Genomic DNA, 24,373 nt, shown 5'->3' with positions numbered 1-24,373 from the left:
ACTGGTTGGTGACGCGAATTTTTACCTAAGATGAAGCCATCATGCGCGTAATTCGGTGCCTGCACGCGCATGGAGGGAGGCGGGAGGCAGCGCCGGAGCGACGCCAGCGGATGTTGCCATCATGGATGCGAAAGTGTGCGCGTCGGCTGCCAGTCTCGCGACTGCAGCGACGCCAGCGGACGCGGCGGCAATCGCCGCGCGAACGGTGCCCGGCTGCTCGGGTCGAACCGCTCCGCTGCGCCACGCGCTGGTCGCAATCGTTTGCGTTCTGGGGGCCGCACAGGCCGTGCTTGCCGGGGCTTCCGCCGAGGCGCCCGATCCGGCCGACACGGTGCGCATCGTGGCGGCTGCAAGCTCCACGGATCCCGCCAATCCGGCTGATGCGACACACGACACGGCCGTGCGTCAGGTCGTGCTGGGCATCGTCAGTTTCACCCGCTGGCCGACGACACCCGTGCGCCTGCATCTGTGCGTCACGGGCCGGCCCGACTATGCGCGCGGCCTGACCGACACGCTGCAGGCCGGCTCGACGCTGCTTGACGTGCAGCGTGTGCGTTTCGACGATCCCGCGCTCGGCATGGCCTGCGACATCGTCTATCTCGGCAACCTGGGCGCGGATGAGCGGGCGCGCGTGAGGGCGGCGGTAGCAGGCCATCCGGTGCTGACGATTTCGGAACACGATCCGTCCTGCACGGCGGGCGGCATGTTCTGTCTCAACGTCGACGGCGAACGCGTGTCGTTCGACATCAATCTCGACGCGGTCGCACGCAGCGGCGTGCGCGTGCATCCGAACGTGCTCAATCTCGCACGGCGGCCGGGGGCGCCATGACACGACCCACTCCACCGGTCTCGCTGTCGCGCGTGCCGCGCCCGACGCTGCAAAGCGTGCTGCGTCGCGCGCACCTGCGCCTCGCGTTCGTCGCCGTCACGATGGCGGCCGTGTCGTTGATCGTGGTGGCCGTGATTGCATTGCGTGCGTATGCCGGCAACAACCTGAACCTGCTGGCGCGCTCGCTCGGTTATACGGTGGAGGCCGCGCTCGTGTTCGGCGACCGCGTCGCGGCGGCCGAGGCGATCGGGATGATCGCCGGCGACGAGGATGTCGCGCAGGTGGTGGTCACGGATAGCCAGGGCCAACCGTTCGCAACGTGGCAGTTGCCTGCCGGCAGCGGGATCGCGCGGCTCGAGCGCGTCGTCGCCGACCTCGCGTTGCCAGGGCCCGTGACCGCGCCGGTGGTGCACGACGGCATCGTCGTCGGTCACGTCGTCGTGCGCGGCCGTGGCCATCAGTTCTTCGGATTCCTGCTCGGCGGCGTGGGCGGCATTCTCGGGTGCCTGGCCGTCAGCGTGATCGGTGCGTATATCAGCTCGCAGCGCCTGCTGCGCAGCATCGTTTCGCCGTTGCGCGCGCTGGCGGGCGTCGCCCACGCGGTGCGGCGCGAACGTGCGTTCGCGCAGCGCGTCGAGCCCGCATCGATTGCCGAACTCAACCAGCTCGGCGACGACTTCAATGCGCTGCTCGACGAATTCGAAGACTGGCAGAACACGCTGCGCGACGAGAACGCGTCGCTCGAACACAAGGCGACGCACGATGCGCTCACGGGGCTGCCCAACCGCGTGCAGTTCGAGTCGCGTCTCGCACTCGCCCTCGGCGAAGCCGGGGTGACGGGGCAGCGGGTCGCGGTCCTGTATCTCGATTGCGACCGCTTCAAGGAAATCAACGACTGCCTCGGCCACGAAGCCGGCGACGCGGTGCTGATCGGCATCGCGTCACGCCTGCGCACGCAGGTGCGCGAGACCGACCTGGTCGCGCGCCTGGGCGGCGACGAATTCGCGGTCATGCTGCCGGCCGTGCGCGAAGCGGGTAGCGTATGTCGTATTGCTGACGAAATCCTGTCCGGCATGGCGCCGTCGATCGAGCTGTCCGACGGCCGCGTGGTGGCCACCATGATGAGTGCCGGTGTTGCGCTGTATCCCGATCACGCGTCGGATGCGAGCGGCTTGCTGCGGGCGGCGGATGCTGCGATGTACCGCGCCAAGCGCGCCCGGCCAGGCTCGTGGCAACTGGCGGAAGGAGTCGCGGGGGCGGCTTGAGGTTCATCGTTTCACGCTGCGGGCGAGGCCGCGGCAGTGGGTGGAAAGCGCGCTCGCGACGCGGGTGCAATCGAAGGGGTCAATGATGAACAACACGTTTCCGGTTGGGCTTGGGCGCATGTGCGTCGGCAGCGCGCTGCTCTGGTGCATGCTGCTGGGAGGCTGCAAGACGCCACCGCCGCTTCATCGTGGATTGACGCAGACGCAGGTCACCGCGCTCAAGTCGGCCGGCTTCCAGGAAACCCAGCAGGGTTTCGAGTTCGGCTCGACCGGGCCGATCCTGTTCGATTTCGATCGCTACAACCTCAAGCCCGATGTGCGGCGGATCGTCGAACGGATCGGTCGCACGCTCCGCTCGGCCGGGATCAACGGGGTACGGGTCTATGGATATTCGGACCAGGAAGGCGTGGACGAGTATGACTTCGAGTTGTCCAGGCGGCGGGCCGAGGTCGTCGCGCTTGAACTGATCGACGTGGGGCTCGATGCGAAGCGCATCGCGGTCGTCGGGAAAGGGAAGAGCGATCCGGTCGGGGACAACAAGACGCCGGGAGGAAGGGCGCAGAACCGGCGGGCGGCGATCGTGGTGTCGCCGCGGTGACCGGGGCGGTTTCCCCGCACGGCGAGAAAGGCATTTGAAGGCTACGGAAGGCATGCGATCGGATGCGACGACCGGCAGCGTGTAGCGGCACGGCAGCGCCTGCCAGCGCGCATTTCCTTCCCGAGCGCTCGCACTATTTCATCGTGACTGGGGCGATGCTTCGCCCCGTACGGATCTGTCACACGTTTCATGCAGATTGTGTCCCGTTCCGCGCGTGCTGGCGCGGTGATTCGGCATGGGCGCCGCGTCCGGGCGGCCCGGCCGCCGGCCTGTTTCCGGGCTATCGGGGGCCCGAACGGAAACGTTTGCAGGTGTCTTTCACGCGTCCGGATTTTGTCCTACATTATCGGGGCTTCGGGCCGGTCAGCCGGCACCAGGAACCTGAGAACACAAGAAGGAACAAGCATGAGTTTCGCTCCGAACGGGGGTATTCCCACTGGAATGGGCGGTAGTGCGCTCGGCTCGTTGAGCGCGCTCGGCGGTCTCGCCGGCCCGGTTGCGTCGAGCGTCGCCGGCAGCCTTGGGCCGCTCGCGGGCCTGGCCGGGCACGTCGACACCGTCCAGCGCGCGATGCAGCTCGCGCAGACCGGCTTCTCGCTGATGGACAAGACGCCCGGCGCGGTCGCCGAGGCGATCAACGGCGCCGCCAACCCCGCGCGCCTGACCCAGCTCAACCGCTACGTGACGCTCGATACGCCGCTCGGCCCGGACGTGCTGCTGGTCAGCGCCGCCGTCGTCGACGAGCACGTGAACCGGTTGCCGGAGATCCACCTCGACCTGCTGTCGCATCGCCACGACCTGCGCCCCGAGGATCTGATCGGCCAGCAGGTCAAGATCCGGTTCGACCAGCAGGCGCGCCTGTCGACGCTCGAACGCGTCGTCGCATCGGGCGCCGCCGACAACGATCGTTACTTCGACGGCTACGTCGCGTCGTTCGACCGCGCCGGCAACCCCGGCAACGTCACGCAATATCACCTGACGGCGGTGCCGTGGTTCTGGTTCCTGACGCGCTCGACCGACTGCCGGATCTTCCAGAACAAGACCGCGCAGGACATCCTCACCGAGATTTTCCAGGAGCACGGCTTCTCCGACTTCGTATTCGATATCCGGACGAGCCAGAAGCCGCTCGAGTACGTCGTGATGTACCAGGAGAGCTACTACAACTTCTGCGCACGGCTGATGGAGCAGGAGGGGCTGGTCTGGACGCACCGCTACGAGAAGGACAAGCACATCCTGGTGATCGGCGATTCGAACCTGCTGTTCCGCCCGATCGACGGGCTCGTGACGGTGCCGTTCGCGGCTACCGAGGCGAGCGAGGACAGCGGCATCGACCAGCTGCACGAAGGCCGGCGCTTCGGGGTGGGCAAGGTCACGTTCCGCGACTTCAACCATCAGAACCCGTCGTCGCCGCTGATGCTCGTGGAGGCCGGGCCGCAGAACCTCAAGCATGCGCGGCTCGACGCGACCGAGCGGTTCGAGCATCAGTCGCTGTACGACCACGGCGACGACGGCAACCGCTACGCGCGTTTCGCGATGGAGGCCGAGGAGGCGCAGGCTCATCGCTATACCGGCGGCGGCTACGCGTGGCGCATGACCACGGCGGGCGCCGTCACCGTGGCGAATCACCCGGTGCTCGAGAACAACCAGGAATACGTGATCCTGCACGTGCGTCACGAGGCGGTGAACGACTACACGCAGCACAGCGCGAAGCTGCCGTACCGCAACAGCTTCGCGCTGCTGCCGAAGAAGGTGCCGTACCGGGCGCCGCGCGGCACGCCGAAGCCGGTGATTCACGGCACGCAGTCGGCGATCGTCGTCGGTCCGAAGGGCGAGGAAATCTACACCAACGGCAGCGCCGTGAAGGTGCACTTCCCGTGGGACCGGCGCGGCAAGAAGGACGGCTCCGATTCGATGTGGGTGCGTGTATCGCAGCCGTGGGCAGGCGACGGCTGGGGCGCGGCCGCGATTCCGCGGATCAAGCAGGAAGTGCTGGTCGCGTTCAACCAGGGGGACCCGGATAACCCGGTGATCGTCGGTCGCGTGTTCAACGGCGAGCAGGGCAACCCGTATCACGGCGCGGCCGGGCAGACGATGGGGATCAAGAGCCAGACGCACAAGGGGCAGGGGTCGAACGAACTCTTGATGAGCGACGTGAACGGTGCGCAGATGCTCTACATGCACGCGCAGAAGGACATGCATACCGTCGTCGAGGACGCGCAGTGGACACAGGTTCTCAAAGGCGACCGGACTGTCGAGGTGGGGAAAGGCAACCATACGACGGCCGTCGCGGTTGGCAACCTGTCAGACGTTGTCGTGCAGGGCAATACGCTGCATAAGACTCCGCAGGGTGTGCATACAATCGAAGCCAAGGAACTCTGGATCAAGATCGGTGGCGAGGGCGGCACGCGGATCCACATGACGGCTGGCTCGATCGAGATCTACAAGGGCGATTCGGTGATTCACCTCGATGACAGCAACATCAATATCCAGGCGTCCCGAACCGACATCAATCCGAAGAACGGCTAACAATAATCAGGATCACAAAGCATGTACCAGATGCAGGAAGGCACGTTGGCGCTGCCCGTGGAGTGGCAGGACAAGACGATGAACGTATTCGTGTCGGCGGCGGCCGGCACGGAGGGCGTGAGTTTCGTGATCACGCGCGAGCGGCTGCCATGGGGAATGAAGTTTGCCGAGTATGTGACAAGCGAAATCCGGAAGGTGGCGAAGCAGGTGCCGGATTATTCCGAGGTCGCAAATGAAGACGCTACGGTGTCCGGGCGCGCCGCGCACGTGCACGAGTTTACGTGGACGAACAATCAGGCGCTGATTCACCAGCGGCTGACGATGGTGGAGTACGGACCGGTCGTCCTGATGCTGACCTTCACTGCTCCCGGTACGTTGAGCGACACCCAGCGCGAACAAATCCGGGCAGTGATTCAGAGCCTTCAGCTGCGCGATCCGATCTGAGGCCGCAATGTCGGACACGCCAAATTACAACGAGCCGAGCGGCAGCGCACAGGAGCGTCTCGACCGGATTGCCAAGCTGGAGGACGGTGACGCCGCCAAAGCGGCCGAGCAGCCGTTTTACGAGAACCTCAACTACGGGATGCTCGGTGCCGACGCGGGCCTGACCACGCTTGAGGGGACGGCAGCCGGGTTGAGTGCGGCGGGTACGGCGTTGGCGGGTGGCGCAACCGGCGGAGCGGCTTTAGGTGCGGGGGCGGTCGCGGCCGGTACGGTGATGCTGCCGCTGGCGATTGCTGTCGGTGGAGCGTGGGCGCTCGACAAAGTCGGTGTGACGGGATGGCTCTCGAAGGAATTCACGCAGGTCGGTGACGCACTGGGCCTCACGATCGGCCGTGGCGATCCGCATCCCGCGTGTATCGGCGATCGGATCGCGCACTCGTCAGGATTTATGGGGATCCTCGCCGGCATTGCCGTAGGGGTCGCGATTGGTGTGGCGGTGGCGGCGACCGTGGCGACAGGCGGACTCGCCGGGGCATTGATCGTCGGCGCGTGCATGGCGGGCGGCCTGACGCTGGGCGGTGCGCTTGCGTCGGCCAGCCAAAGCATGGGCAGCAACTGTGGCGAGATCGTTACCGGCTCGGGCAACGTGTATTTTGAAGGTAAAAAGGTGGCGCGCGTCACGGACCTGGTGAGTTGCGAGCATCATTCCGGCGTGCCGCAGCCACTCGTTGACGGCAGCAAAACCGTGTTCGTCAACGGCCTGCCGCTGGTGCGGATCGGCCACGAAACGCACTGTAGCGGCAAAGTCAATTCGGGGCGTAACAGCATCTGGATCGACAAGACGACCGGACACTACGGCCCGAAGAACCCGGAGTTGTCCGCGACTCAGGAATTCCTGGCGGGTTTGCTCGGGGGGATAGTCGGCGGCGGTGTCGGAAAATTCGCCGGCAAGGGGTTGCGCGATAGATTCAGGCCCGAGCCCACCCGATCCGCCGAACAGAGCGGCGTCAAGGACGAGAATCGACCGAAGTGCAAGGATCCGGTTGATCCGGTATCCGGAGAAATGCTGGAGATTCGTACCGATCTTGCCATTCCCGGAATCTTGCCCCTTGAGTTCAAACGACGCTATCGGACTCGATCGGACGACCATGGATTGCTCGGTCACCGCTGGTCGGATAACTGGTCGCAGCAATTGACGTTCGCCGACGGTCGCTTCGTGCGATTTCACGACGGTGCAGGTCTTGTGATCGGCTTTGACGCGCCGGACATGGCGCTCAACGGAATCAATCTGCGCGAGCCACGTTATCGGCTGGTCGGCAGCCGGCTCGAGCCGCGTATCTTCGATCGCGATACGCGGCAACTGCGTATTTTCTCGCCTCTGGTCTACGGCAGTTCTTCTCGCCTCGAGCGGATCGAGGACCTCGACGGTAACGCGATCGTTCTTTCTTACGACTCTACTGGCCGTTTGAGCGGCATGGCTCATAGCGATGGCTATCGGCTCGAGGTGACCTATCACGGGTACGACCGTCGCCTGCAAAGGATCGTTCTTCACGATGCGGACGGGGATTCCCGAACACTCGTGGACTACGACTACCAGAACGGCATGCTCACCCATGTGGCGAGCTTCCAGTTTGGGCAGTTCCATTACGCGTACGACGAACACGGATGGATGACCCAATGGCGAGATACCGATCAGACCGATGTCCGATATCGGTACGACACGGCGGGCCGTGTTGTCGAGACCGGTACACGGCAGGGCTATCACACGGGGCGGTTCATTTACGAAACCGGTCGCACACGCGTGAGTGATGTCGATGGCGAATGGATCTACGACTATAACGATGACGGTCTTGTAACGGCCGAAACCGATCCGCTTGGCCATTGCGTGCGCTCGGAATGGGAACTCGGTCGTTTGATGGCACGGATCGATCAACTGGGGCGCAAGACGGATTATCACTATGACGATTTCGGCCAGCTGATTTCGGTAACCGAAAGTTCTGGACGCACGATTGGCTTCGAATACGATGACGCACAGCTCCTTATTGCGGCGGGTTTGCCAAACGGCGGCCAGATCCAGCTCGAATACGATCATCTGCGGCGGTTGATCGCGCGCACTGAACCAGATGGCATCAAGACGACTTATCGTTATGGCCAAAATGGCGAACTGCTCCGCATAATCGCTGGCGATCGCGAGACCCGCTTCGACTACGACGACCGTTTGCGACTCACCGTTATCGAATTGCCGACCGGTGCGCGTTTCAGGCGCAAGATTGACGTGCTGGGTCGAGTGCTGGAGGAAACGTCGCCCGACGGGCATGTGACCCGTTATGAGTATGCCGACGGCCCTGCCAATCCGCGAGGTATGCTGAGTACGATCACACATCCGGATGGCTCGGAAGTGCGAGTGCGATATAACAGTGAGGGCCTGCCGGTCGAATGGGTCGATCCGATCGGGCGTACGACTCAGCGCACCTACGGCCCATTTGATCTGCTCACGGCATCGATTGACGCGGCTGGTCATACAACGCAATTTGAGTACGACCATGCGACGCGCTTGAAGAAGGTCATTAACGCATTGGGTGAGACCTACACGTACCGTTACGATGCGGCCGGACGTCTCGTATCCGAGATCGACTGGGGCGGTCGCACGACAGATTACGAGCGCGATGCAACCGGTCGTCTGCTTGTGAAGACGTTGCCCGATGGTGGGCGGTGGCATTACGCATACGATGCATACGACCGGCTCATCGAGGTCGATGCCGGGGATGTGAAGCTTGCTTACCGGTACGACAAGGGCGGACGGTTGGAATCGGCTGAGGCGGCAGGTGAGCACTCTCGTCTGACGCGCTTCGCCTACGACAAGAACGGACGTCTGATCGGCGAGGATCAGCATGGCGAACTGCTAAGGCACGTCTACGACGCGGATGGGCAGCGGCGTCTTCGGATGACGCCGCGACGGGAAACAGCTTACGCGTACGATGCGTTGGGTGCGTTGACTCAAGTGGGTGGACTTACGATTCAACGCGACGGCCAGGGGCGCGAAATTGGCCGGCAAGCGGGGCAGTTCGTTACGCAACAGCAATACGATTCGCTCAGCCGCATCCGTCGGCAGATCGCAGGCCCTGTCGTAGCGTTCAATTCCTTGCAAACCGACCCCGCACTCGCGCTTGAGCAACTCACGCGGCACGTCTATCACTACGACGCGGCGGGACAACTGGAACGTGTTGATACGGACGCCGATACGCTTACATACCGACGTGATGTTCGCGGCCAGATCGTCTCGGCCGAAAGTCTGCTACATCCGGCCGAGCACTTCCGTTACGACGCGGCGATGAACATCGCCGCGCATGGCCGGCAGGATCCTGTAGATGTCCACCATTATGGCAAGGGCGGTCTGCCCGAACGAATTGGCTATGCCCGCTATCGGTACGACGCGCGTGGCCGTACGATCGAGAAGACGGTTGATCAGCCCGGGTTCCGGCCTCAGACGTGGCAATACACCTGGGATGGCCTCAATCGTCTTATAAAGGTCGTGACGCCCAAATGTGGCGTCTGGGTCTATCGCTACGATGCCTTCAATCGCCGGATCGAGAAGCAGCAGATCGGCGCGCGCGAAACGGTGAAGTTTTTGTGGGACGGTTCGATGCTGGCCGAGCGCTGGATCGAGCAGCGGGATGGTACGACAGGACAAGTGGTGACGTGGCACATTGAGCCAGGAAGCTTCTCGCCGCTAGCACAGGAGACAAATGATGGTCTCTACCCTATCCTGACGGATCAGGTCGGCTGTGCGAAGGCGGTATTCGACGTACGTGGCAAGACGGTCTTTAGAGCCGCTCATTCGCTCTGGGGAAAAATGCTGCCGGTGCGAGGCGCTGCCAACGATGGCGAAGTCGTACCGATCGATGCGACATTGAGGTTTCCGGGACAATGGTGGGACGAGGAATCGGGCCTCCACTACAACCTGCATCGCTATTACGACCCCGACTCAGGACAGTACCTGAGCGTTGATCCGCTGGGACTTGCAGGTGGATTCCGGACTCAGGGTTATGTTCATGAACCGAATGAGTGGGTCGATCCGTTCGGATTGCAGCAATGCCCCGAGCGGGAAGTTAATGGAACGAAGATATACGGTAAAGGGCAAAAGGACGGAACGCCGGGACATGACCAGTTTTCAGAGGTAATTGCTAACAAACTGGCGATGAGTGGAAAATTCAAGGAAATATATCTGAATCGATCGTATAATTTTGCAACAGATAATGCCGTTTCGGCACGGCGTCCCGACATTATGGCGGTAGATGTCAATGGTAAGGTGCACGCTATCGAAATGGCATCCCGTACTGATATGGGGGCAAAGTTGCGTACGCTAACGTCGCGAAATTATGATGCGATGCAGAATCTTCCTCCGAATGCGAGAGGTGATATTCTGGTGTTTGAGCATCCGTATGATGCGCAAGCGATAAAAGCTGACTTGGATAATTTGATATCAGGAATCTGAGAAGAGATGAACACTGGAATCGTAATTTACGGAACCGATCCGACTCAGGCCGCCTCTGCTCTGTCAATGGCTGAAAACCTGTTTCGTCAATTCGGCGAAGAGGCGGCCAAGGCGATGTTTCTGGAATTCGTCGTTCGGAATGGTGAGAGATTTGTTGAGGATCGTGAGATATCTCTTGCTGAATTGAAGGTGAAAGTTTTGGCCGGCGAGGCTGCCGCGTTTCAGATAAGTAACGATGGAGGAGCCGGTGGCGGCTTGTCTATTTCATTTGGTCACAATGTCCCTGAATTCGAGGGATTTTCGTTTGTTGATGTTCAAATCAGTGATTCCGTTTATAAAGTAAATAAAGAAGTGGAGGTTTTTCTGGAGGAGGCTGTGGCGCGTGTGAGTTTTAAATATGCCATCGCATACGATGCAGTAAATATGACGGCAGCTTATAAATATTCAAGTGGTGTAAATCTAACAAGAATATTTCCTTTCGAAAATACGTCTCTTTTCACGAAGGATCTCCCTGGCAGGGTGCCGGGATCGGCGAGCTATGAAGGTGTAAAGCTCCGGATGGTTTACCCCCTGAATGTTCTCAACGAGCAGCACCTGGGGATTCGTGTCAACGATATTTCCTTGAGAGAGTGGATTGGAGCTGATCCACGTCGAGGATCGTTGAAAAATATCTCAAACAAAATGTGGCTCTGGTCGGTCAAGGAGTCGGACTTGCTCGAAATCAACAACGCTTGTGGAGAGGCGGGAATATTGCTCGCCTGGCAAAAAACTCAAGCGAATAAGCCGGCTCGAAAGCTGCCTTGAGCTTGTTTACGGACCGGCTGCAATCGTAAGCGATTCGGCTGATTCATATTTGCGCGTTTGAAGGGGCTGTCGAGTCGATGGATAACGCCGCCTTTTGTATGTGAAAAACCATTGCTGGCCAGTGGGTAGCGACCGGACCGGACGGGGCTGAGCTGCAGCCTGAGCCGGTACTACTGACCTTGCCCAGTCGACGATATTAGCCGTAAGTTTGTGGGCTAGCCTCAGGAATACCTCAGAGGGAAAGGTCAGTGGATCAGGATATTCAGGAGATGTTTCGCCGCTATCGCGATCGAGATATCGATTTGCAGCAACTGCGTGTGTGGCTGGGCAACGAAAGTGCTCGTGTTGAGGCGCAAATTCCACGAGATCAATTACTCAAGCTCAGACGAGGAAGTGAAGCCCGGAGCAATGGAGTGATCGCGCAGTTACTTCCAGCGTGCGAGTACTGTCTGGCAGTTGGCTCGCCCAAACAGTTCGAATCACGCCTGGAATATCAACAATATTCGCAACGTCGCGATACTGCTGTTACCAGCGGAGTCCTCGCGGATATTGCTCCGCCTCGTTTTGATTCTGAGGGGCCAGGGTCGGCAGGATCTGCAATGTATTACCGCTGTACTCGATGTCATGCGATTTGGGCATTCGTTGAGCCGGAGAAGGCGGAAAACGGGGCGTGGGATAGGGCTTTTTAAAGTTCGAAAGTGAGTGATGCTGCTTGCGAGCGGCGGTGGAGTTCAATCCGGATGGCGTCAATCAAATGTATTTAGGAGGGTTTTGAATTGAGTCGGCTTGAACAGTACTACGCGGGCGACGATAGCTGGAAGGGGTTCTCCGACCTATTCGCGAAATATGAGGGTTTGCCGGAGGTCCAGGATCTTGCGAAGGATCTAAATGGGCAACTTGATCTTGCGTATACGATCTACTGGGTTGCCGGTCCAAAATCTGCACAGAAGTGGATAAATTCGAATGTCCCGGCGCTCGACAACATTCGCCCCATAGATTGCACTGGAAACCCGGAGTTGATCAAGCGTTTGCGCGAATGTCTAATGCGCATGCCGTCGTAACGGCGACGATGACTGTTACGTCCATTTCGCGATGGAGGCGCGGCATAGGTCTGTGGCCATACCGGCGTCCAGGGTAACCACAGACGTCCCCCGCGCCTCACCAATCGATATTACAAGACGACCGCGACGTCCCCGCACCGCCGGTAGCCGTGCACTTCGTCCCCGCGCCGTTGTCATAGAACGTCCGCGTTTCCGGTTGCGGCACCGAAGGATCGAATGGATTCGGCGCGCCATTTGGACCGCGCGGGGCATCATACGGCCGCTGCGGCGCATACGAACCGCCACTACCAGCAGGCCGCGATCCGTTAGCGCGCAGGTATTCATTCCAGTTCTCCGCGCGCTGTTCATATCCAGGCACCGCGCGACCAAAACTATCGCTGCCACCCGCGCCGAGCGCGACTCGGTTCGACGGCAATACAAAATCGGGCTCGTGCTCAACCGAAGGCGTCGGCACCACGAGCGCATCGCCCGTCACCCGCAGCGGCCGCGTATCCGGCGTATCGAACGGACTGCGCTCCGCCGGCGCAGCGTATTCCAGGCGATCGTGGCCCATCCGTGCCGCATGCCCGTCATCCCGAGCCGCAGCCCTACGCTCCGACCGAAACACGTTGGCACCCGCCGACCGATCGGTCAGCGAATCGCGCCCGGAAGCATCGACGGAAGAAACAGCAAGCGCACACGCGATCGCGACGGCGGAAGAAAAGCAGAAAGGGTGATTCATCAGCGTTCCGAAGCAGGTGATATGCGATGAGAAAAAAACGGCAGATCACTGGCTGGCGGCTGGGCGACGGACGGGCGTCGAGGCGGCCCTGAAGCGACTGCGAGGCGCTGGGTATACGACTCACAGAAGGCTGGCTGGATTGCAGAAGCGAATTCGTATTATTTCATAAAAATAACAATTAGCTTCCAAGTGTTTAGTTTTGTTTGTAAACAGTAGGATTGACCGCCTCGACCCACCGCCCCAAGTTGGTGCCGACCCAATCAATCATCAGTCGATTGATTGCCGATGATCGGACCCTTAGCAGCCCGAAAACGCATCACACGAAATCCGAGACCGCCAAAAGCCAAGCGCAGCAAGGCACCCACCCAATCAGCCTCACCTAATAGCAACCCAATTGCACCCCAGGCAAACGTTCCCACCCCTCAACCGGTTGCGCCCCCATCGCCACCACCTCCCCCCAAAACCCTCCGTGTTTTCCCTCGGTCGACCGGCATTTTTGACAGACGATTTAAAAACGCCCATATAATTTCGACTGCCTTGCCAATGGCTGTCGGACCATCCCTCCGAACAAGCGATTTGGCAAGCGGGGCAGGCGAAACGCTTGCGCAATGCAAGACGCATCACGATGTCTTTCCGAACCAGACGTCCCCATCGGGGACTGCAAGAGCCGGGCCCCGCTACGCAACATTCCGCTGGAGTTCCGTCTTCTATGTGTCTCGGGCGTGTCCCATGTCCTCGCCCCGGGTGCTGTTCGATTGCGCAAGTCATGCCGCCTTTGCCCGTATGACTAAACAACATCGAGGAGCTCCCAGATGACGCTGTCCCGTCTTACGTCCATTTCCGCCGCCGTGCTGTTCGCCGCCGGCGCCGCCGCCGCGCAAGCGGAAACCGTGAAGATCGCCATCGCTGGTCCGATGAGCGGTTCGGTCGCCCAATACGGCGACATGGTGAAGGCCGGCGCGCTGACCGCGATCGAGCAGGTCAACGCTGCAGGCGGTGCGGGCGGCAACAAGCTCGAAGTCGTGATGATGGACGACGCATGCGAACCGAAGCAGGCCGTCGCCGTCGCCAACAAGATCGTCAGCCAGAAGATCAAGTACGTGATCGGCCACGTGTGCTCGGGTTCGACGATCCCGGCCTCCGACATCTACGAGAACGAAGGCATCGTGATGGTCACGCCGTCGGCCACCGCGCCGCAGCTGACCGAAGGCAAGAAGCGCCACTTCATCTTCCGCACGATCGGCCGTGACGACCAGCAAGGCCCGGCCGCCGCGCACTACATCATCAACAACGTGAAGCCGAAGAAGGTCGCGGTCCTGCACGACAAGCAGTCGTACGGCCAGGGCATCGCATCGTCGGTGAAGAAGGACCTCGAAGCCGCGAAGATCCCGGTCGTCCTGTTCGAAGGCATCAACGCCGGCGATTCGGACTACTCGGCGATCATCACGAAGCTGAAGTCGCAAGGCGTCGACTTCGTCTACTTCGGCGGCTACCACCCGGAAATGGGCCTGCTGATGCGCCAGGCGCGCGAGCAGGGCGTGAAGGCCACGTTCATGGGGCCTGAAGGCGTGGGCAACAAGGACGTGACGGCGATCGCCGGCCCGGCCTCGGAAGGCATGCTCGTCACGCTGCCGGCCGACTTCTCGGCCGATCCGGCCAACGCGGCGCTCGTGAAGGCGTTCGCGGACAAGAAGCGCGACCCGAACGGCCCGTTCCAGATGCCGTCGTACGCCGCGGTGAAGATCATCGCCGACTCGATCGCCGGAGCGAAGACGACCGATCCGACCAAGGTCGCCGCGTACATGCACAAGACGACGTTCGACACGCCGATCGGCAAGGTCGCGTATGACGCACAGGGCGACCTGAAGGCGTTCAAGTTCGTCGTGTACACGTGGCACAAGGACGCGACGAAGACCGCCGCCAAGTAAGACGGAGTACCCGCCCGCGCACGCCGCCCTGTCCGAGACCCGGACGGGGCGGGTGCGTATTGGCCGCGCATCTGCCCGTTGCGCGGCCATGGGGCGGCCCGAGACGACACCGTGCGTTGCGCGCGGCCACGCCGTGATCCGGCGACGGCAGGCGACACGACGCCAACGGGAGCTTCCCGCACATGACTGACTTCTTTCCTCAATTCGCCCAGCAGCTGGTCAACGGCCTGACGCTGGGTGCGATCTATGCGTTGATCGCCATCGGCTATTCGATGGTCTACGGCATCATCGGCATGATCAACTTCGCTCACGGCGAGATCTACATGATCGGCGCGTACGTGGGCCTCGTGACCCTCACCGCCATCGGCATTTCCGCCGGCTATCCGCTGCCGCTCGTGCTCGGCGCCGCGCTGATCGTGTCGGTGATCGTCACCGGCCTGTACGGTTTCGCGGTCGAGCGCGTCGCGTATCGGCCGCTGCGCGGCGGTCCGCGCCTCGTGCCGCTGATCTCCGCGATCGGCATGTCGATCTTCCTGCAGAACTACGTGCAGATCGGCCAGGGCGCGCGCGACGTGTCCGTGCCCGTGCTGATCTCCGGCGCGTTCGACATCCATCTCGGCGGCGATTTCGACGTGACCATCCCGTATTCGCGCCTGATGATCGTCTGCGTGACGCTCGTGCTGATGATCGCGCTCACGCTGTTCATCTCGCATTCGCGGATGGGCCGGGCGTGCCGCGCATGCGCCGAGGACATGAAGATGGCGAACCTGCTCGGCATCGACACGAACCGCGTGATCTCGTTCACGTTCGTGCTCGGCGCGATGCTGGCGGCCGTCGGCGGCGTGCTGATCGGGCTGACGATCGGCAAGCTGAACCCGTATATCGGCTTCGTCGCGGGCATCAAGGCGTTCACCGCCGCGGTGCTCGGCGGGATCGGCAGCATCCCGGGCGCGATGCTCGGCGGCGTGCTGCTCGGCCTCGCGGAAACCTTCGCCGCAGGCTACATGCCGGCCGAGTACAAGGACGTCGTCGCGTTCGGCCTGCTCGTGCTGATCCTGCTCTTCCGCCCGACCGGCCTGCTCGGCAAGTCGGACATCGAAAAGGTTTGAGGGAGACGCAGATGAGTCAAGTCATTTCCGTTCGCCGCCCGGCCGCCGACGCTTCGATCGGCCAGGCGCTGAAAAATGCCGTGGCCGCCGCGTTCCTGACGGCGATCCTCACGATTCCGGTGCTCGGGCTGCAGCTGAAGCTCGAAGGCTACCAGGTGGTGCTCACGCCGCACTGGCGGCCGGTGTGGATCGCGGTCGCGGGCGTGTTCCTGTTCCAGCTGTTCAAGCCGTGGCTCGTGCGCGCGAAATCGTCGGTGAAGCTGCCGGCGCTGCCCGCGATGGGTGCGCAGCAGCAGCGCGTGATCGTCTGGGTGCTGCTCGCGGTCGGGCTCGTGTGGCCGTTCTTCGGCTCGCGCGGCGCGGTGGACGTCGCGACGCTCGCGCTGATCTACGTGATCCTCGGCCTCGGGCTGAACATCGTGGTCGGTTTCGCGGGGCTGCTGGATCTCGGCTATGTCGGGTTCTACGCGGTCGGCGGCTATACGTACGCGATGCTGAACCAGTACTTCGGGCTGTCGTTCTGGGAATGCCTGCCGCTCGCCGCGATCGCGGCCGCGACGTTCGGCTTCCTGCTCGGCTTCCCGGTGCTGCGGCTGCGCGGCGACTATCTCGCGATCGTCACGCTCGGCTTCGGCGAAATCATCCGCCTGCTCGCGAACAACCTGACGAGCCTGACGGGCGGCCCGGACGGCATCTCGGGCATCCCGAAGCCGACCGTGTTCGGCTACGAGATGGCGCGTAGCGCGAGCGTTGAAGGCGCGAAGACCTTCCATGAACTGATCGGGCTGGAATACAGCGGCGACCATGTGGTGATCTTCCTGTACCTGCTCGCGCTCGTGCTGGTCGGCTTCACGCTGTTCGTGACGAGCCGCCTGATCCGCATGCCGATGGGTCGTGCGTGGGAAGCGCTGCGCGACGACGAGATCGCGTGCCGTTCGCTGGGCCTGAACCCGACGCGCATCAAGCTGTCGGCGTTCACGCTCGGTGCGGCGTTCGCCGGTATCGGCGGCGCGTTCTTCGCGGCGCGCCAGGGCCTCGTGAATCCTGAATCGTTCACCTTCATCGAATCGGCGCTGATCCTCGCGATCGTCGTGCTCGGCGGGATGGGCTCGCAGCTCGGCGTGATTCTCGCGGCGATCCTGCTGACCGTGCTGCCGGAAGTCGCGCGCGGCTTCGCCGAGTACCGGATGCTGATCTTCGGTCTCGTGATGGTGTTGATGATGATGTGGCGTCCGCAGGGCCTGCTGCCCGCGAGCCGTCCCCACGTGGAGCTGCCGCAATGAGCGCGAATACGGAGCTGTTGAAGGTCGCCGGGCTGCAGATGCGCTTCGGCGGGTTGCTCGCGGTGGACGGGATCGATTTCGACGTGCGTCGCGACGAGGTGTTCGCGATCATAGGGCCGAACGGCGCGGGCAAGACCACGGTGTTCAACTGCGTCGGCGGCTTCTACAAGCCGACCGGCGGCGACGTCGTGCTCGACGGCCACGCGATTGGCGGGCTGCCGAGCCACAAGATCGCGTTGAAGGGCCTCGTGCGGACGTTCCAGAACATCCGCCTGTTCAAGTCGCTGACCGTCGTCGAGAACCTGCTCGTCGCGCAGCACCGCAAGGTGAAGGCGGGGCTGCTGCCCGGCCTGTTCTCGACGCCCGCGTATCGCCGTGCCGAGCAGGAAGCGCTCGAACGCGCGGCCGTGTGGCTCGACCGGATGGGGCTGACATCGGTCGCCAACCGGCCGGCGGGCACGCTGTCGTACGGGCACCAGCGGCGTCTGGAGATCGCGCGCTGCATGATCACCGAGCCGCGCCTCCTGATGCTCGACGAGCCGGCGGCCGGCCTCAACCCGCAGGAGAAGATCGAGCTGCAGCACCTGATCGACAAGCTGCGCCGCGAGTTCGGCGTATCGGTGCTGCTGATCGAACACGACATGAGCCTCGTGATGGGCGTGTCCGACCGCATCCTCGTGATGGAGCATGGCCGGCCGATCGTGATCGGCACGCCGGAAGCGGTCCGCAACGACCCGCGCGTGATCAAGGCGTATCTGGGGGAAGAGTGATGCTGAAGCTGGAACAGGTCCATACGCACTACGGCGCGGTCGAGGCGCTCGCGGGCGTGTCGATCGAGGTGAACAAGGGCGAGATCGTCACGCTGATCGGCAGCAACGGCGCCGGCAAGACGACGCTGATGATGACCGTGTGCGGCACGCCGCGCGCGTCGTCGGGCCGCGTGCTGTTCGAGGGCAAGGACATCACCGCGATGTCGACGCACCAGATCATGCGGCAGGGGATGGCGATCTCGCCGGAAGGGCGGCGCGTGTTCCCGAGCCTGACGGTGCTCGAGAACCTGAAGATGGGCGGCTTCTTCGCGAGCCGCCACGAGATCGACGACGGCATCGAGCACGTGTTCAAGCTGTTTCCGCGCCTGAAGGAACGGGCGACGCAGCGGGCCGGCACGATGTCGGGCGGCGAACAGCAGATGCTGGCGATCGGCCGCGCGCTGATGAGCAAGCCGCGCCTGCTGCTGCTCGACGAGCCGACGCTCGGCCTCGCGCCGCTCGTGATCGCGCAGATCTTCGACATCATCCGCACGATTCGCGACGAAGGCGTCACGGTGTTCCTCGTCGAGCAGAACGCGAACAAGGCGCTGGGCGTGGCCGATCGCGGCTATGTGCTCGAAACGGGGCGCGTGGTGCTCGCCGATACGGGCGCGAACCTGCTCGCGAACGATCGCATCAAGCAGGCCTACCTCGGCGGTTGATGCCGAACGCCGCCGGCCTGCAACGGGCCGGCGGCGCTTCCCGTTTTGCTTTCTCATGCAAGGCCGGTTCCCGGCCTTGTCTTCATCCGATCCTGAACGTGCTTTTCAGAACGTCGCGCAGATGCAGCGCGGCGCGATTGCTGTCGTCCGTCAGGATGGTGATCAGGTGCGGCGGGAGATCGGGCAGCACGATCCCGGCGACGTGGCTCGTCAGGTTGCCGGACACGCGATCGTGTTCGATGAGGCCGACCGCGAGGCCATTCGCGATACACGCCTCGACGGGGCATCACGCATGCAACGCCAACCCCTTCACCGCCTTGTCGACCGCCTTCTTCGGCCCGCGCAGCGCCAGCCCGACGAAGTCGAGATTCTCCGCATCGCCGGCCCGAAACACGTCGCGGTTGGCCGCGTCGTGCCCGGTCGAAAACATCGCGTGCACGTAGGGCACGATCGTGAGTTCGCGCGACAGCGCCTGCCGGTGCGCAGCCTGCAGGCCATTCAGGTCGGCCGAGAACACCAGCATCGGCTGGCCCAGCATGCGGCCGTAGCGGCGTCCCGCCGCATCCTCGTAAGGCTCGCCGAGCGCTTCGGGTGCTTCGGCCGCGACGCCCGTCGCGAGAAACGCGACGACATTGAGTTTTTGCCACGCCGCGAGATCGTCGCGCACGATCAGCGCTACCTTGGTATCGAACATGAGTGCTCCTTGTAGAGGCGCCCATGATCGGCTGCCGCGCGCGATCAGTCTGGAACGTTTGTGCAGAGTTGCCGGTAAGCGGCTGGCGTGATCCGGTACGCGCGGCGGAACCAGCGGCCCAGGTGGCTCTGGTCGGCGAAGCCGACGTCCGCGGCCGCCTGCGCGGGAGTGCGGCCGGCCGCCAGCAGCCGGCGCGCGACACGCAGCCGCAAGCGCACCAGGTACGCGTGCGGCGACGTGCCGAACGCACGCTGGAACAGCCGCGTCAGCCGGAACCGGTCGATCCCGGCGACATGCGCGAGTTCGTCGAGCCCGATGTTGCCGTCCATGTGTTCATGCAGCAGATCGCGCACGCGTGCGATCGCGGGCGGCACGACGGCGCTTTCCAGCACGAGCGGGCCGCGCAGTTCACCGCCGAGCCGGATCAGCAGGCGGTCGAGCGTCTGGTCGCGCGCGAGCTTGCCTTCGTTGCCGTGGATCGCGAGAAACGCCTGGCGGATCGCGTCGACGAGGCCGCGATCGTCGACGAGCGTATGGCCGAACGACGCCTCGACGCCGCCGAGGCCCGGCAGGTCCAGCCGGCGCGCGGCGCGCTCGACCCACGCTTGCGGCAGGTACAGCATCCCGTAGGTGAAGCCGCCCGCTTCGGGCGCGTGGCCGTCGTGCAGCGCGCCCGGTTCGATCAGGATCGCGCGGCCCGGCACGCTCGTATGCACCGACCGGTGGCACTGGAATTGCTGGACGCCCTGTTCGGTGAAACCGACCAGCATGTCGTCGTGATCGTGCGCATCGTAGGCATGGCCGTTGAAATGCGCATGCAGGCTTTCGATGCCGGTTTCCGCATCGCGCCGCGCGACGAGCCAGTGGTCGAGTGCGCCGGCGTCCTTTGCCGTTGTCGTCATCGAGTGCCTCGTGCGTTGCCGTCGCGTGACGGAGCGTGACCGCAGGTCGCGGGAGGGCGATGGCGGACGCGGGTCATTCGTCGCTCGCTGCGCGTTCGTCGCGCGCATATTGCGCGGGCGGCCGGCCGACGTGGCGCGTGAACGCGACGCTGAAGGTGCTCGCGGAACTGTAGCCGACGCGCCCGGCGATCTCCGCGATGCGGCCCTCGTCGCGACGGAGCAGGTTTTTCGCGAGCGCCATGCGCCATGTGAGCAGGTATTCCATCGGCGCGACGCCGACCGCGCGGCTGAAGCGTTCGAAGAAGGTCGAGCGCGACAGCGCCGCTTCCTTCGCCAGCTCGACGATCGTCCACGGATGCGCGGGGCGTTCGTGCATCCGACGGAGCGCGGCGGCCAGCCGGCTGTCGGCGAGCCCGCGCACGAGGCCGGGCGACGCATCCGTGCCGGCCGAGAATCGCAATGCCTCGATCAGCAGCACTTCCACGAGACGCGACAGCACGAGTTCGCGCGCGGGCCGCTGCGCACGCGATTCGTCCCGCACCAGTTGCACGAGCGTGGTCAGGCGCGGCTCGCCGCGCACGTGCACGTATTGCGGCAGCAGCGACACCAGCAGCGCAGCGTCGGGCGAACTGAAGCTGCAATGGCCGGCCATCATGCGCGTGTCGACCGGGCGGTCCGCGTCGCCGATCCGGTATTCGCCGTTGTCGAGCACGACCGGGGTGGCCGTTTCGACACCCGGCGGCGGCAGTTCGAAGCTGGATATCGAGACGCCGTAGGCAGCCGGAATCAACACGAAATCGCCGGGCAGCAGCGCGATCGGCGGATGTCCGTCGATCGCGACCCGGCACCCGCCATCCAGGACCACGCAATAGAACGGCTCGCCGGCGACCGTCCGGCTGATGCGCCAGGGGCTCGCGCCGTGAACCAGCTTGGAATACCGGGTGCTCGGCTGCAGCAGCGTCACGACCTCGGCCAACGGATCGATCATCGCCGGACTCTCGCAAATGAAAATCGGATTTTAGATTGTAGCGAATACGGATCCGGCCATCTATCGTACGAACACATGCTCAACACGTCACAGGAGTGAGTTCGCATGAAGACCGTATTGATCACCGGCTGTTCCTCCGGCTTCGGCCTCGAGATCGCCCGTTATTTCCTGGCCCGCGACTGGCAGGTCGTCGCGACGATGCGTACGCCGCGCGAGGACGTGTTGCCGCCGTCGCCGAACCTGCGCGTGCTGGCGCTCGATGTCACGAACCCCGACAGCATCCGCGCGGCGATCGACGCCACAGGCCCGATCGACGTGCTCGTCAACAATGCGGGCTTCGGCGCGGCCGCACCGGCCGAACTGATGCCGATCGACACCGTGCGCGCGCTGTTCGAGACCAACACGATCGGCACGATCGCGGTGACGGAAGCCGTGCTGCCGCAGTTGCGCCGGCGTGGGGCCGGCGTCGTCGTGAACGTCACGTCGAGCGTCACGCTGAAGGTGCTGCCGCTGCTCGCCGCCTATCGCGCCAGCAAGGCGGCGGTCAATGCGTACACCGAATCGATGGCGCTCGAACTCGCGCCGTTCGGCGTGCGTGCGCATCTCGTGCTGCCGGGGCGTGCGCCCGACACGCGTTTCGCCGACAACGCGCGCGCGCACATGCACGGCTTCGAGCACGAGGCTTATGCGGAATTTGCCGCGGCGGTCTTTGCGCGCATCGTCGACGAATCCGCGCCGGTCACCCACGCGCAGGACGTCGCCGAAGCGGTATGGCGCGCGGCGACCGATCCGTCGAGCCCGATGCGCATTCCGGCCGGCGCCGATGCCGTCGCGTGGGCGGCGGAAGCGGGCTGAGGCGGCCCGAGGCTCGTCGGCGCGCGCGAGCCGTTGATTGCCGGCGACCGGCGCCTGGGTGATGCTGGATGACACCGGCCTGCAACGGGCCGGCGGCGCGATGCCACGCGCGCGGCGTTTCGTTACAGCGTGCGCCGGATCGCCTGCTCGAGCAACGACAACCCGAGATCGATTTCCGCTTCGCTGACGGTCAGCGGCGGCGCGATCCGGAACACGCCGCCCATGCCCGGCAACTGCACGATGTTCATGCTGAGCCCGAGCTTCATGCATTCGCGCGTGATCTTCGCGCCGAGCCCGTCCGCCGGTTCCTTCGTCCGGCGATCCTTGACGATCTCGACGCCGAGCAGCAGCCCGCGCCCGCGCACGTCGCCGATGCAGTCGAAGCGTTCCATCAGGTCGAGCAGGCCGCGCCGGAGCCGGTCGCCCATCACGTTTGCCCGCTCGACGAGCCCGTCGCGCTGCACGACGTCCAGCACGCGCAGGCCGACGGCCGCCGGCAGCGGGTCCGACACGTGCGTCGTGTAGAACAGGTAACCGAGTTCGTGCGCGCGTTCCTCGATTGCCGCGGACGTCACCATCGCCGCGAGCGGCAGCCCGGCGCCGAGCGTCTTCGACAGCGTCAGGATGTCGGGCGTCACGCCGTCGCGCTGGCACGCGAACATCGTGCCGGTGCGGCCTACGCCGGTCTGCGCCTCGTCGAGGATCAGCAGCATCCCGCGTTCCTCGCACTTGCGCTTGAGCGCCGCCATGTAGCCTTCCGGCAGTTCGATGATCCCGCCCGAGCTGAGGATCGGCTCCGCAATGAACGCCGCGAGGTTGCCGCTCGACTGGCGATCGATCAGGTCGAACGCGTAGTCGAGTTCGGCCAGATAGTCGTAGCCGCCATTGCGCTCGAAGCGCGGCCGGTACGTGAACGGTGCCGGAATCGCGAACGAGCCGACGGCGGCCGGGCCGACGCCCTTGCGGCCGGCGCTGTACGTGGCCGACGCGGCCGCGCCGGTCATCCCGTGCCACGATTGCGCGAAGCCGACGATCTCGTACTTGCCGGTGACGAGCTTCGCCATCCTGATCGCCGCTTCGTTCGATTCCGCGCCGGTGCTGAGCAACAGCGCGCGATCGAGCCCGGCGGGCGTGACGTCGGCGAGGCGCGTCGCGAGGTCGACGACCGGCCGCGACAGCATCCCGCTGAACAGGTGGTCGAGCTTGCCCGCGTATTCGCCGATCACGGACACGATCTCCGGATGGCTGTGGCCGAGCACCGCGCTCATCTGGCCCGACGTGAAATCGAGGATCGCGCGGCCGTCAGCGTCGTACACGAAGCTGCCTGTCGCGCGCTCGATGATCATCGGCTCGAACGTGCCGCCGTAGCGGACCAGGTGCTGCCTGGCGTTGCGCCAGAAGGTCGGGTCGTCGTTGAGGGACATCGGGCGTCTCCAGGAAGGGGCGGGGGGCGCTTGCAGTCTAGGCGCGCGTCTGGTTTGATGGAAACGAATAGTTCTAATGCAAGGTAGAAAAGGAGCTAATACCTTGGGACTTTCGCTCGAAATCGACCTGCTGCGCTCGTTCGTCGTGATCGCCGAGATGCGCGCGCTGAGCCGCGCGGCCGCGCGCGTCGGCCGGACCCAGTCCGCGCTCAGCCAGCAGATGAAGCGGCTCGAGGAGGCCGTCGACCAGCCGCTGTTCCAGCGTACCGGGCGCGGCGTGGTGCTGACCCATCCGGGCGAGCGGCTGCTGGTGCACGCGCAGCGCATCCTGCGGCTGCACGACGAGGCGATGGCCGACCTGTGCGGCACGGGGTTGTCGGGGACGATCCGCTTCGGCTGCCCGGACGATTACGCGGAGGTCTGGCTGCCGCCGTTGCTGCGGCAGTTTTCGAGCCAGCATCCGCAGGCGATCGTCGAGGTCGTGTGCGGGCCGACGCCGCGGCTCATCGAGCAGCTGGACAAACGCGCAGTCGATCTGGCGATGATTTCATTGCCGGACGACGGCGCGAACGACGACATCATTCGCCGCGAGCAGCTGGTCTGGATCGGCTATCCGGGGCTGGAGCCTGCACATTTCGATCCGTTGCCGCTGGCGCTGTCCGATCGCGACACGCTCGACCACGTCGCGGCCTGCGAGGTGCTGGATCGTGCGGGCCGCGATTACCGCGTCGCGTATGCGAGCAGCAGTCTCGCGGGGCTGATCGCGCTCGTGCGTTCGGGGCAGGCGTTCGCGGTGATGACGCAGACGGCGGTGCCGGCGGATCTGGCGATCGTCACCGGCGATCCGCGCCTGCCGCCGTTGCCGGCCGTGGGCATTGCGCTGAAGTTCGATCGCAAGCGGCCATCGCATCTGACGGCGGCGTTCGCCGAGCACATCCGGCTCACGCTGCCGTTGTTGTGATGCGCGCGGCCGCCG

General features: G+C 63.8%; 20 protein-coding genes and 1 pseudogene. 15 read left to right on the top strand and 6 right to left on the bottom strand.

Annotation, left to right across the window (positions count from 1 at the left end; all coding sequences use genetic code 11):
• Nucleotides 1-121: 121 nt before the first annotated feature.
• From LGM89_RS03780 to LGM89_RS03745, 8 genes are all read left to right on the top strand, one after another.
• Entirely contained in the window at nucleotides 122-829 is a 708-nt protein-coding gene (locus tag LGM89_RS03780) for a YfiR family protein (protein WP_226272322.1), read from the top strand.
• Nucleotides 826-2,094 carry a diguanylate cyclase domain-containing protein gene (locus LGM89_RS03775; protein ID WP_226272321.1) on the top strand — a complete coding sequence of 423 codons (1,269 nt, stop codon included), beginning with the start codon at nucleotides 826-828 and terminating at the stop codon, nucleotides 2,092-2,094. The genes LGM89_RS03780 and LGM89_RS03775 overlap by 4 nt, the downstream gene beginning before the upstream one ends.
• A gap of 85 nt (nucleotides 2,095-2,179) precedes the next feature.
• On the top strand, nucleotides 2,180-2,692 hold the full coding sequence (locus LGM89_RS03770) for an OmpA family protein (RefSeq protein WP_089498090.1): 513 nt from the start codon (nucleotides 2,180-2,182) through the stop codon (nucleotides 2,690-2,692).
• Nucleotides 2,693-3,097: 405 nt separating this feature from the next.
• Entirely contained in the window at nucleotides 3,098-5,218 is a 2,121-nt protein-coding gene (locus LGM89_RS03765) for a type VI secretion system Vgr family protein (protein ID WP_226272320.1), read from the top strand.
• 21 nt (nucleotides 5,219-5,239) lie between these two features.
• On the top strand, nucleotides 5,240-5,662 hold the full coding sequence (locus LGM89_RS03760) for a DcrB-related protein (RefSeq protein ID WP_089458709.1): 423 nt from the start codon (nucleotides 5,240-5,242) through the stop codon (nucleotides 5,660-5,662).
• A 7-nt stretch (nucleotides 5,663-5,669) separates the two neighbouring features.
• Nucleotides 5,670-10,157 carry a DUF6531 domain-containing protein gene (locus tag LGM89_RS03755; RefSeq protein ID WP_226272319.1) on the top strand — a complete coding sequence of 1,496 codons (4,488 nt, stop codon included), beginning with the start codon at nucleotides 5,670-5,672 and terminating at the stop codon, nucleotides 10,155-10,157.
• A gap of 6 nt (nucleotides 10,158-10,163) precedes the next feature.
• Nucleotides 10,164-10,961, top strand: coding sequence for a hypothetical protein (locus LGM89_RS03750; protein WP_226272318.1), 798 nt, complete (start codon nucleotides 10,164-10,166; stop codon nucleotides 10,959-10,961).
• 248 nt (nucleotides 10,962-11,209) lie between these two features.
• Nucleotides 11,210-11,650, top strand: a complete 441-nt coding sequence (locus LGM89_RS03745; protein ID WP_226202353.1) for a hypothetical protein — start codon at nucleotides 11,210-11,212, stop codon at nucleotides 11,648-11,650.
• Between the two features lie 469 nt (nucleotides 11,651-12,119).
• Here the strand turns inward: LGM89_RS03745 and LGM89_RS03740 are convergent, their stop codons facing one another.
• A complete protein-coding gene (locus LGM89_RS03740; protein WP_226272317.1) occupies nucleotides 12,120-12,743 on the bottom strand; it encodes a hypothetical protein in 624 nt (207 codons plus the stop codon).
• Nucleotides 12,744-13,555: 812 nt separating this feature from the next.
• Between LGM89_RS03740 and LGM89_RS03735 the strand changes: the two genes are divergently transcribed.
• From LGM89_RS03735 to LGM89_RS03715, 5 genes are all read left to right on the top strand, one after another.
• Nucleotides 13,556-14,671 (top strand): branched-chain amino acid ABC transporter substrate-binding protein, encoded by a 1,116-nt coding sequence (locus tag LGM89_RS03735; protein WP_089426904.1) that lies wholly within the window; start codon nucleotides 13,556-13,558, stop codon nucleotides 14,669-14,671.
• 182 nt (nucleotides 14,672-14,853) lie between these two features.
• Entirely contained in the window at nucleotides 14,854-15,780 is a 927-nt protein-coding gene (livH, locus tag LGM89_RS03730) for a high-affinity branched-chain amino acid ABC transporter permease LivH (protein ID WP_041493199.1), read from the top strand.
• A gap of 11 nt (nucleotides 15,781-15,791) precedes the next feature.
• Nucleotides 15,792-17,063, top strand: a complete 1,272-nt coding sequence (locus LGM89_RS03725) for a high-affinity branched-chain amino acid ABC transporter permease LivM (protein WP_089433085.1) — start codon at nucleotides 15,792-15,794, stop codon at nucleotides 17,061-17,063.
• The gene (gene livG / locus LGM89_RS03720; RefSeq protein ID WP_089496403.1) at nucleotides 17,060-17,833 is read left to right on the top strand and encodes a high-affinity branched-chain amino acid ABC transporter ATP-binding protein LivG; all 774 of its coding nucleotides are present in this window, start codon (nucleotides 17,060-17,062) and stop codon (nucleotides 17,831-17,833) included. The genes LGM89_RS03725 and livG overlap by 4 nt, the downstream gene beginning before the upstream one ends.
• Nucleotides 17,833-18,534 carry an ABC transporter ATP-binding protein gene (locus LGM89_RS03715; protein ID WP_039366289.1) on the top strand — a complete coding sequence of 234 codons (702 nt, stop codon included), beginning with the start codon at nucleotides 17,833-17,835 and terminating at the stop codon, nucleotides 18,532-18,534. Before livG ends, LGM89_RS03715 begins: the two co-directional genes overlap by 1 nt.
• 82 nt (nucleotides 18,535-18,616) lie before the next feature.
• Here the strand turns inward: LGM89_RS03715 and LGM89_RS03710 are convergent.
• From LGM89_RS03710 to LGM89_RS03695, 4 genes and pseudogenes are all read right to left on the bottom strand, one after another.
• Nucleotides 18,617-18,814: pseudogene (locus LGM89_RS03710) on the bottom strand (LysR family transcriptional regulator); the annotation flags it as partial.
• Between the two features lie 6 nt (nucleotides 18,815-18,820).
• Nucleotides 18,821-19,228, bottom strand: a complete 408-nt coding sequence (locus LGM89_RS03705; RefSeq protein WP_089475386.1) for a DUF2000 family protein — start codon at nucleotides 19,226-19,228, stop codon at nucleotides 18,821-18,823.
• Between the two features lie 44 nt (nucleotides 19,229-19,272).
• The gene (locus LGM89_RS03700; protein WP_089496404.1) at nucleotides 19,273-20,130 is read right to left on the bottom strand and encodes an AraC family transcriptional regulator; all 858 of its coding nucleotides are present in this window, start codon (nucleotides 20,128-20,130) and stop codon (nucleotides 19,273-19,275) included.
• Between the two features lie 73 nt (nucleotides 20,131-20,203).
• Nucleotides 20,204-21,118: an AraC family transcriptional regulator gene (locus LGM89_RS03695; protein WP_089496405.1), complete on the bottom strand. Its 915-nt coding sequence runs from the start codon at nucleotides 21,116-21,118 to the stop codon at nucleotides 20,204-20,206.
• A gap of 105 nt (nucleotides 21,119-21,223) precedes the next feature.
• Here LGM89_RS03695 and LGM89_RS03690 point away from each other — a divergent pair, with 105 nt between their 5' ends.
• Complete coding sequence (locus LGM89_RS03690; protein ID WP_226272315.1) at nucleotides 21,224-21,973, top strand: SDR family oxidoreductase; 750 nt, start codon at nucleotides 21,224-21,226, stop codon at nucleotides 21,971-21,973.
• A 122-nt stretch (nucleotides 21,974-22,095) separates the two neighbouring features.
• Here the strand turns inward: LGM89_RS03690 and LGM89_RS03685 are convergent, their stop codons facing one another.
• Nucleotides 22,096-23,397 carry an aspartate aminotransferase family protein gene (locus tag LGM89_RS03685; RefSeq protein ID WP_226272314.1) on the bottom strand — a complete coding sequence of 434 codons (1,302 nt, stop codon included), beginning with the start codon at nucleotides 23,395-23,397 and terminating at the stop codon, nucleotides 22,096-22,098.
• Nucleotides 23,398-23,473: 76 nt separating this feature from the next.
• Here LGM89_RS03685 and LGM89_RS03680 point away from each other — a divergent pair, with 76 nt between their 5' ends.
• Nucleotides 23,474-24,358 carry a LysR family transcriptional regulator gene (locus tag LGM89_RS03680; RefSeq protein WP_179254877.1) on the top strand — a complete coding sequence of 295 codons (885 nt, stop codon included), beginning with the start codon at nucleotides 23,474-23,476 and terminating at the stop codon, nucleotides 24,356-24,358.
• The last annotated feature ends 15 nt before the right edge of the window (nucleotides 24,359-24,373 follow it).

This window comes from Burkholderia sp. AU31624 (genome assembly GCF_020420065.1).
GTDB lineage: Bacteria > Pseudomonadota > Gammaproteobacteria > Burkholderiales > Burkholderiaceae > Burkholderia.
Note: the sequence above shows the minus strand (reverse complement) of the source record. Positions and strands in the feature narration are given on the sequence as shown.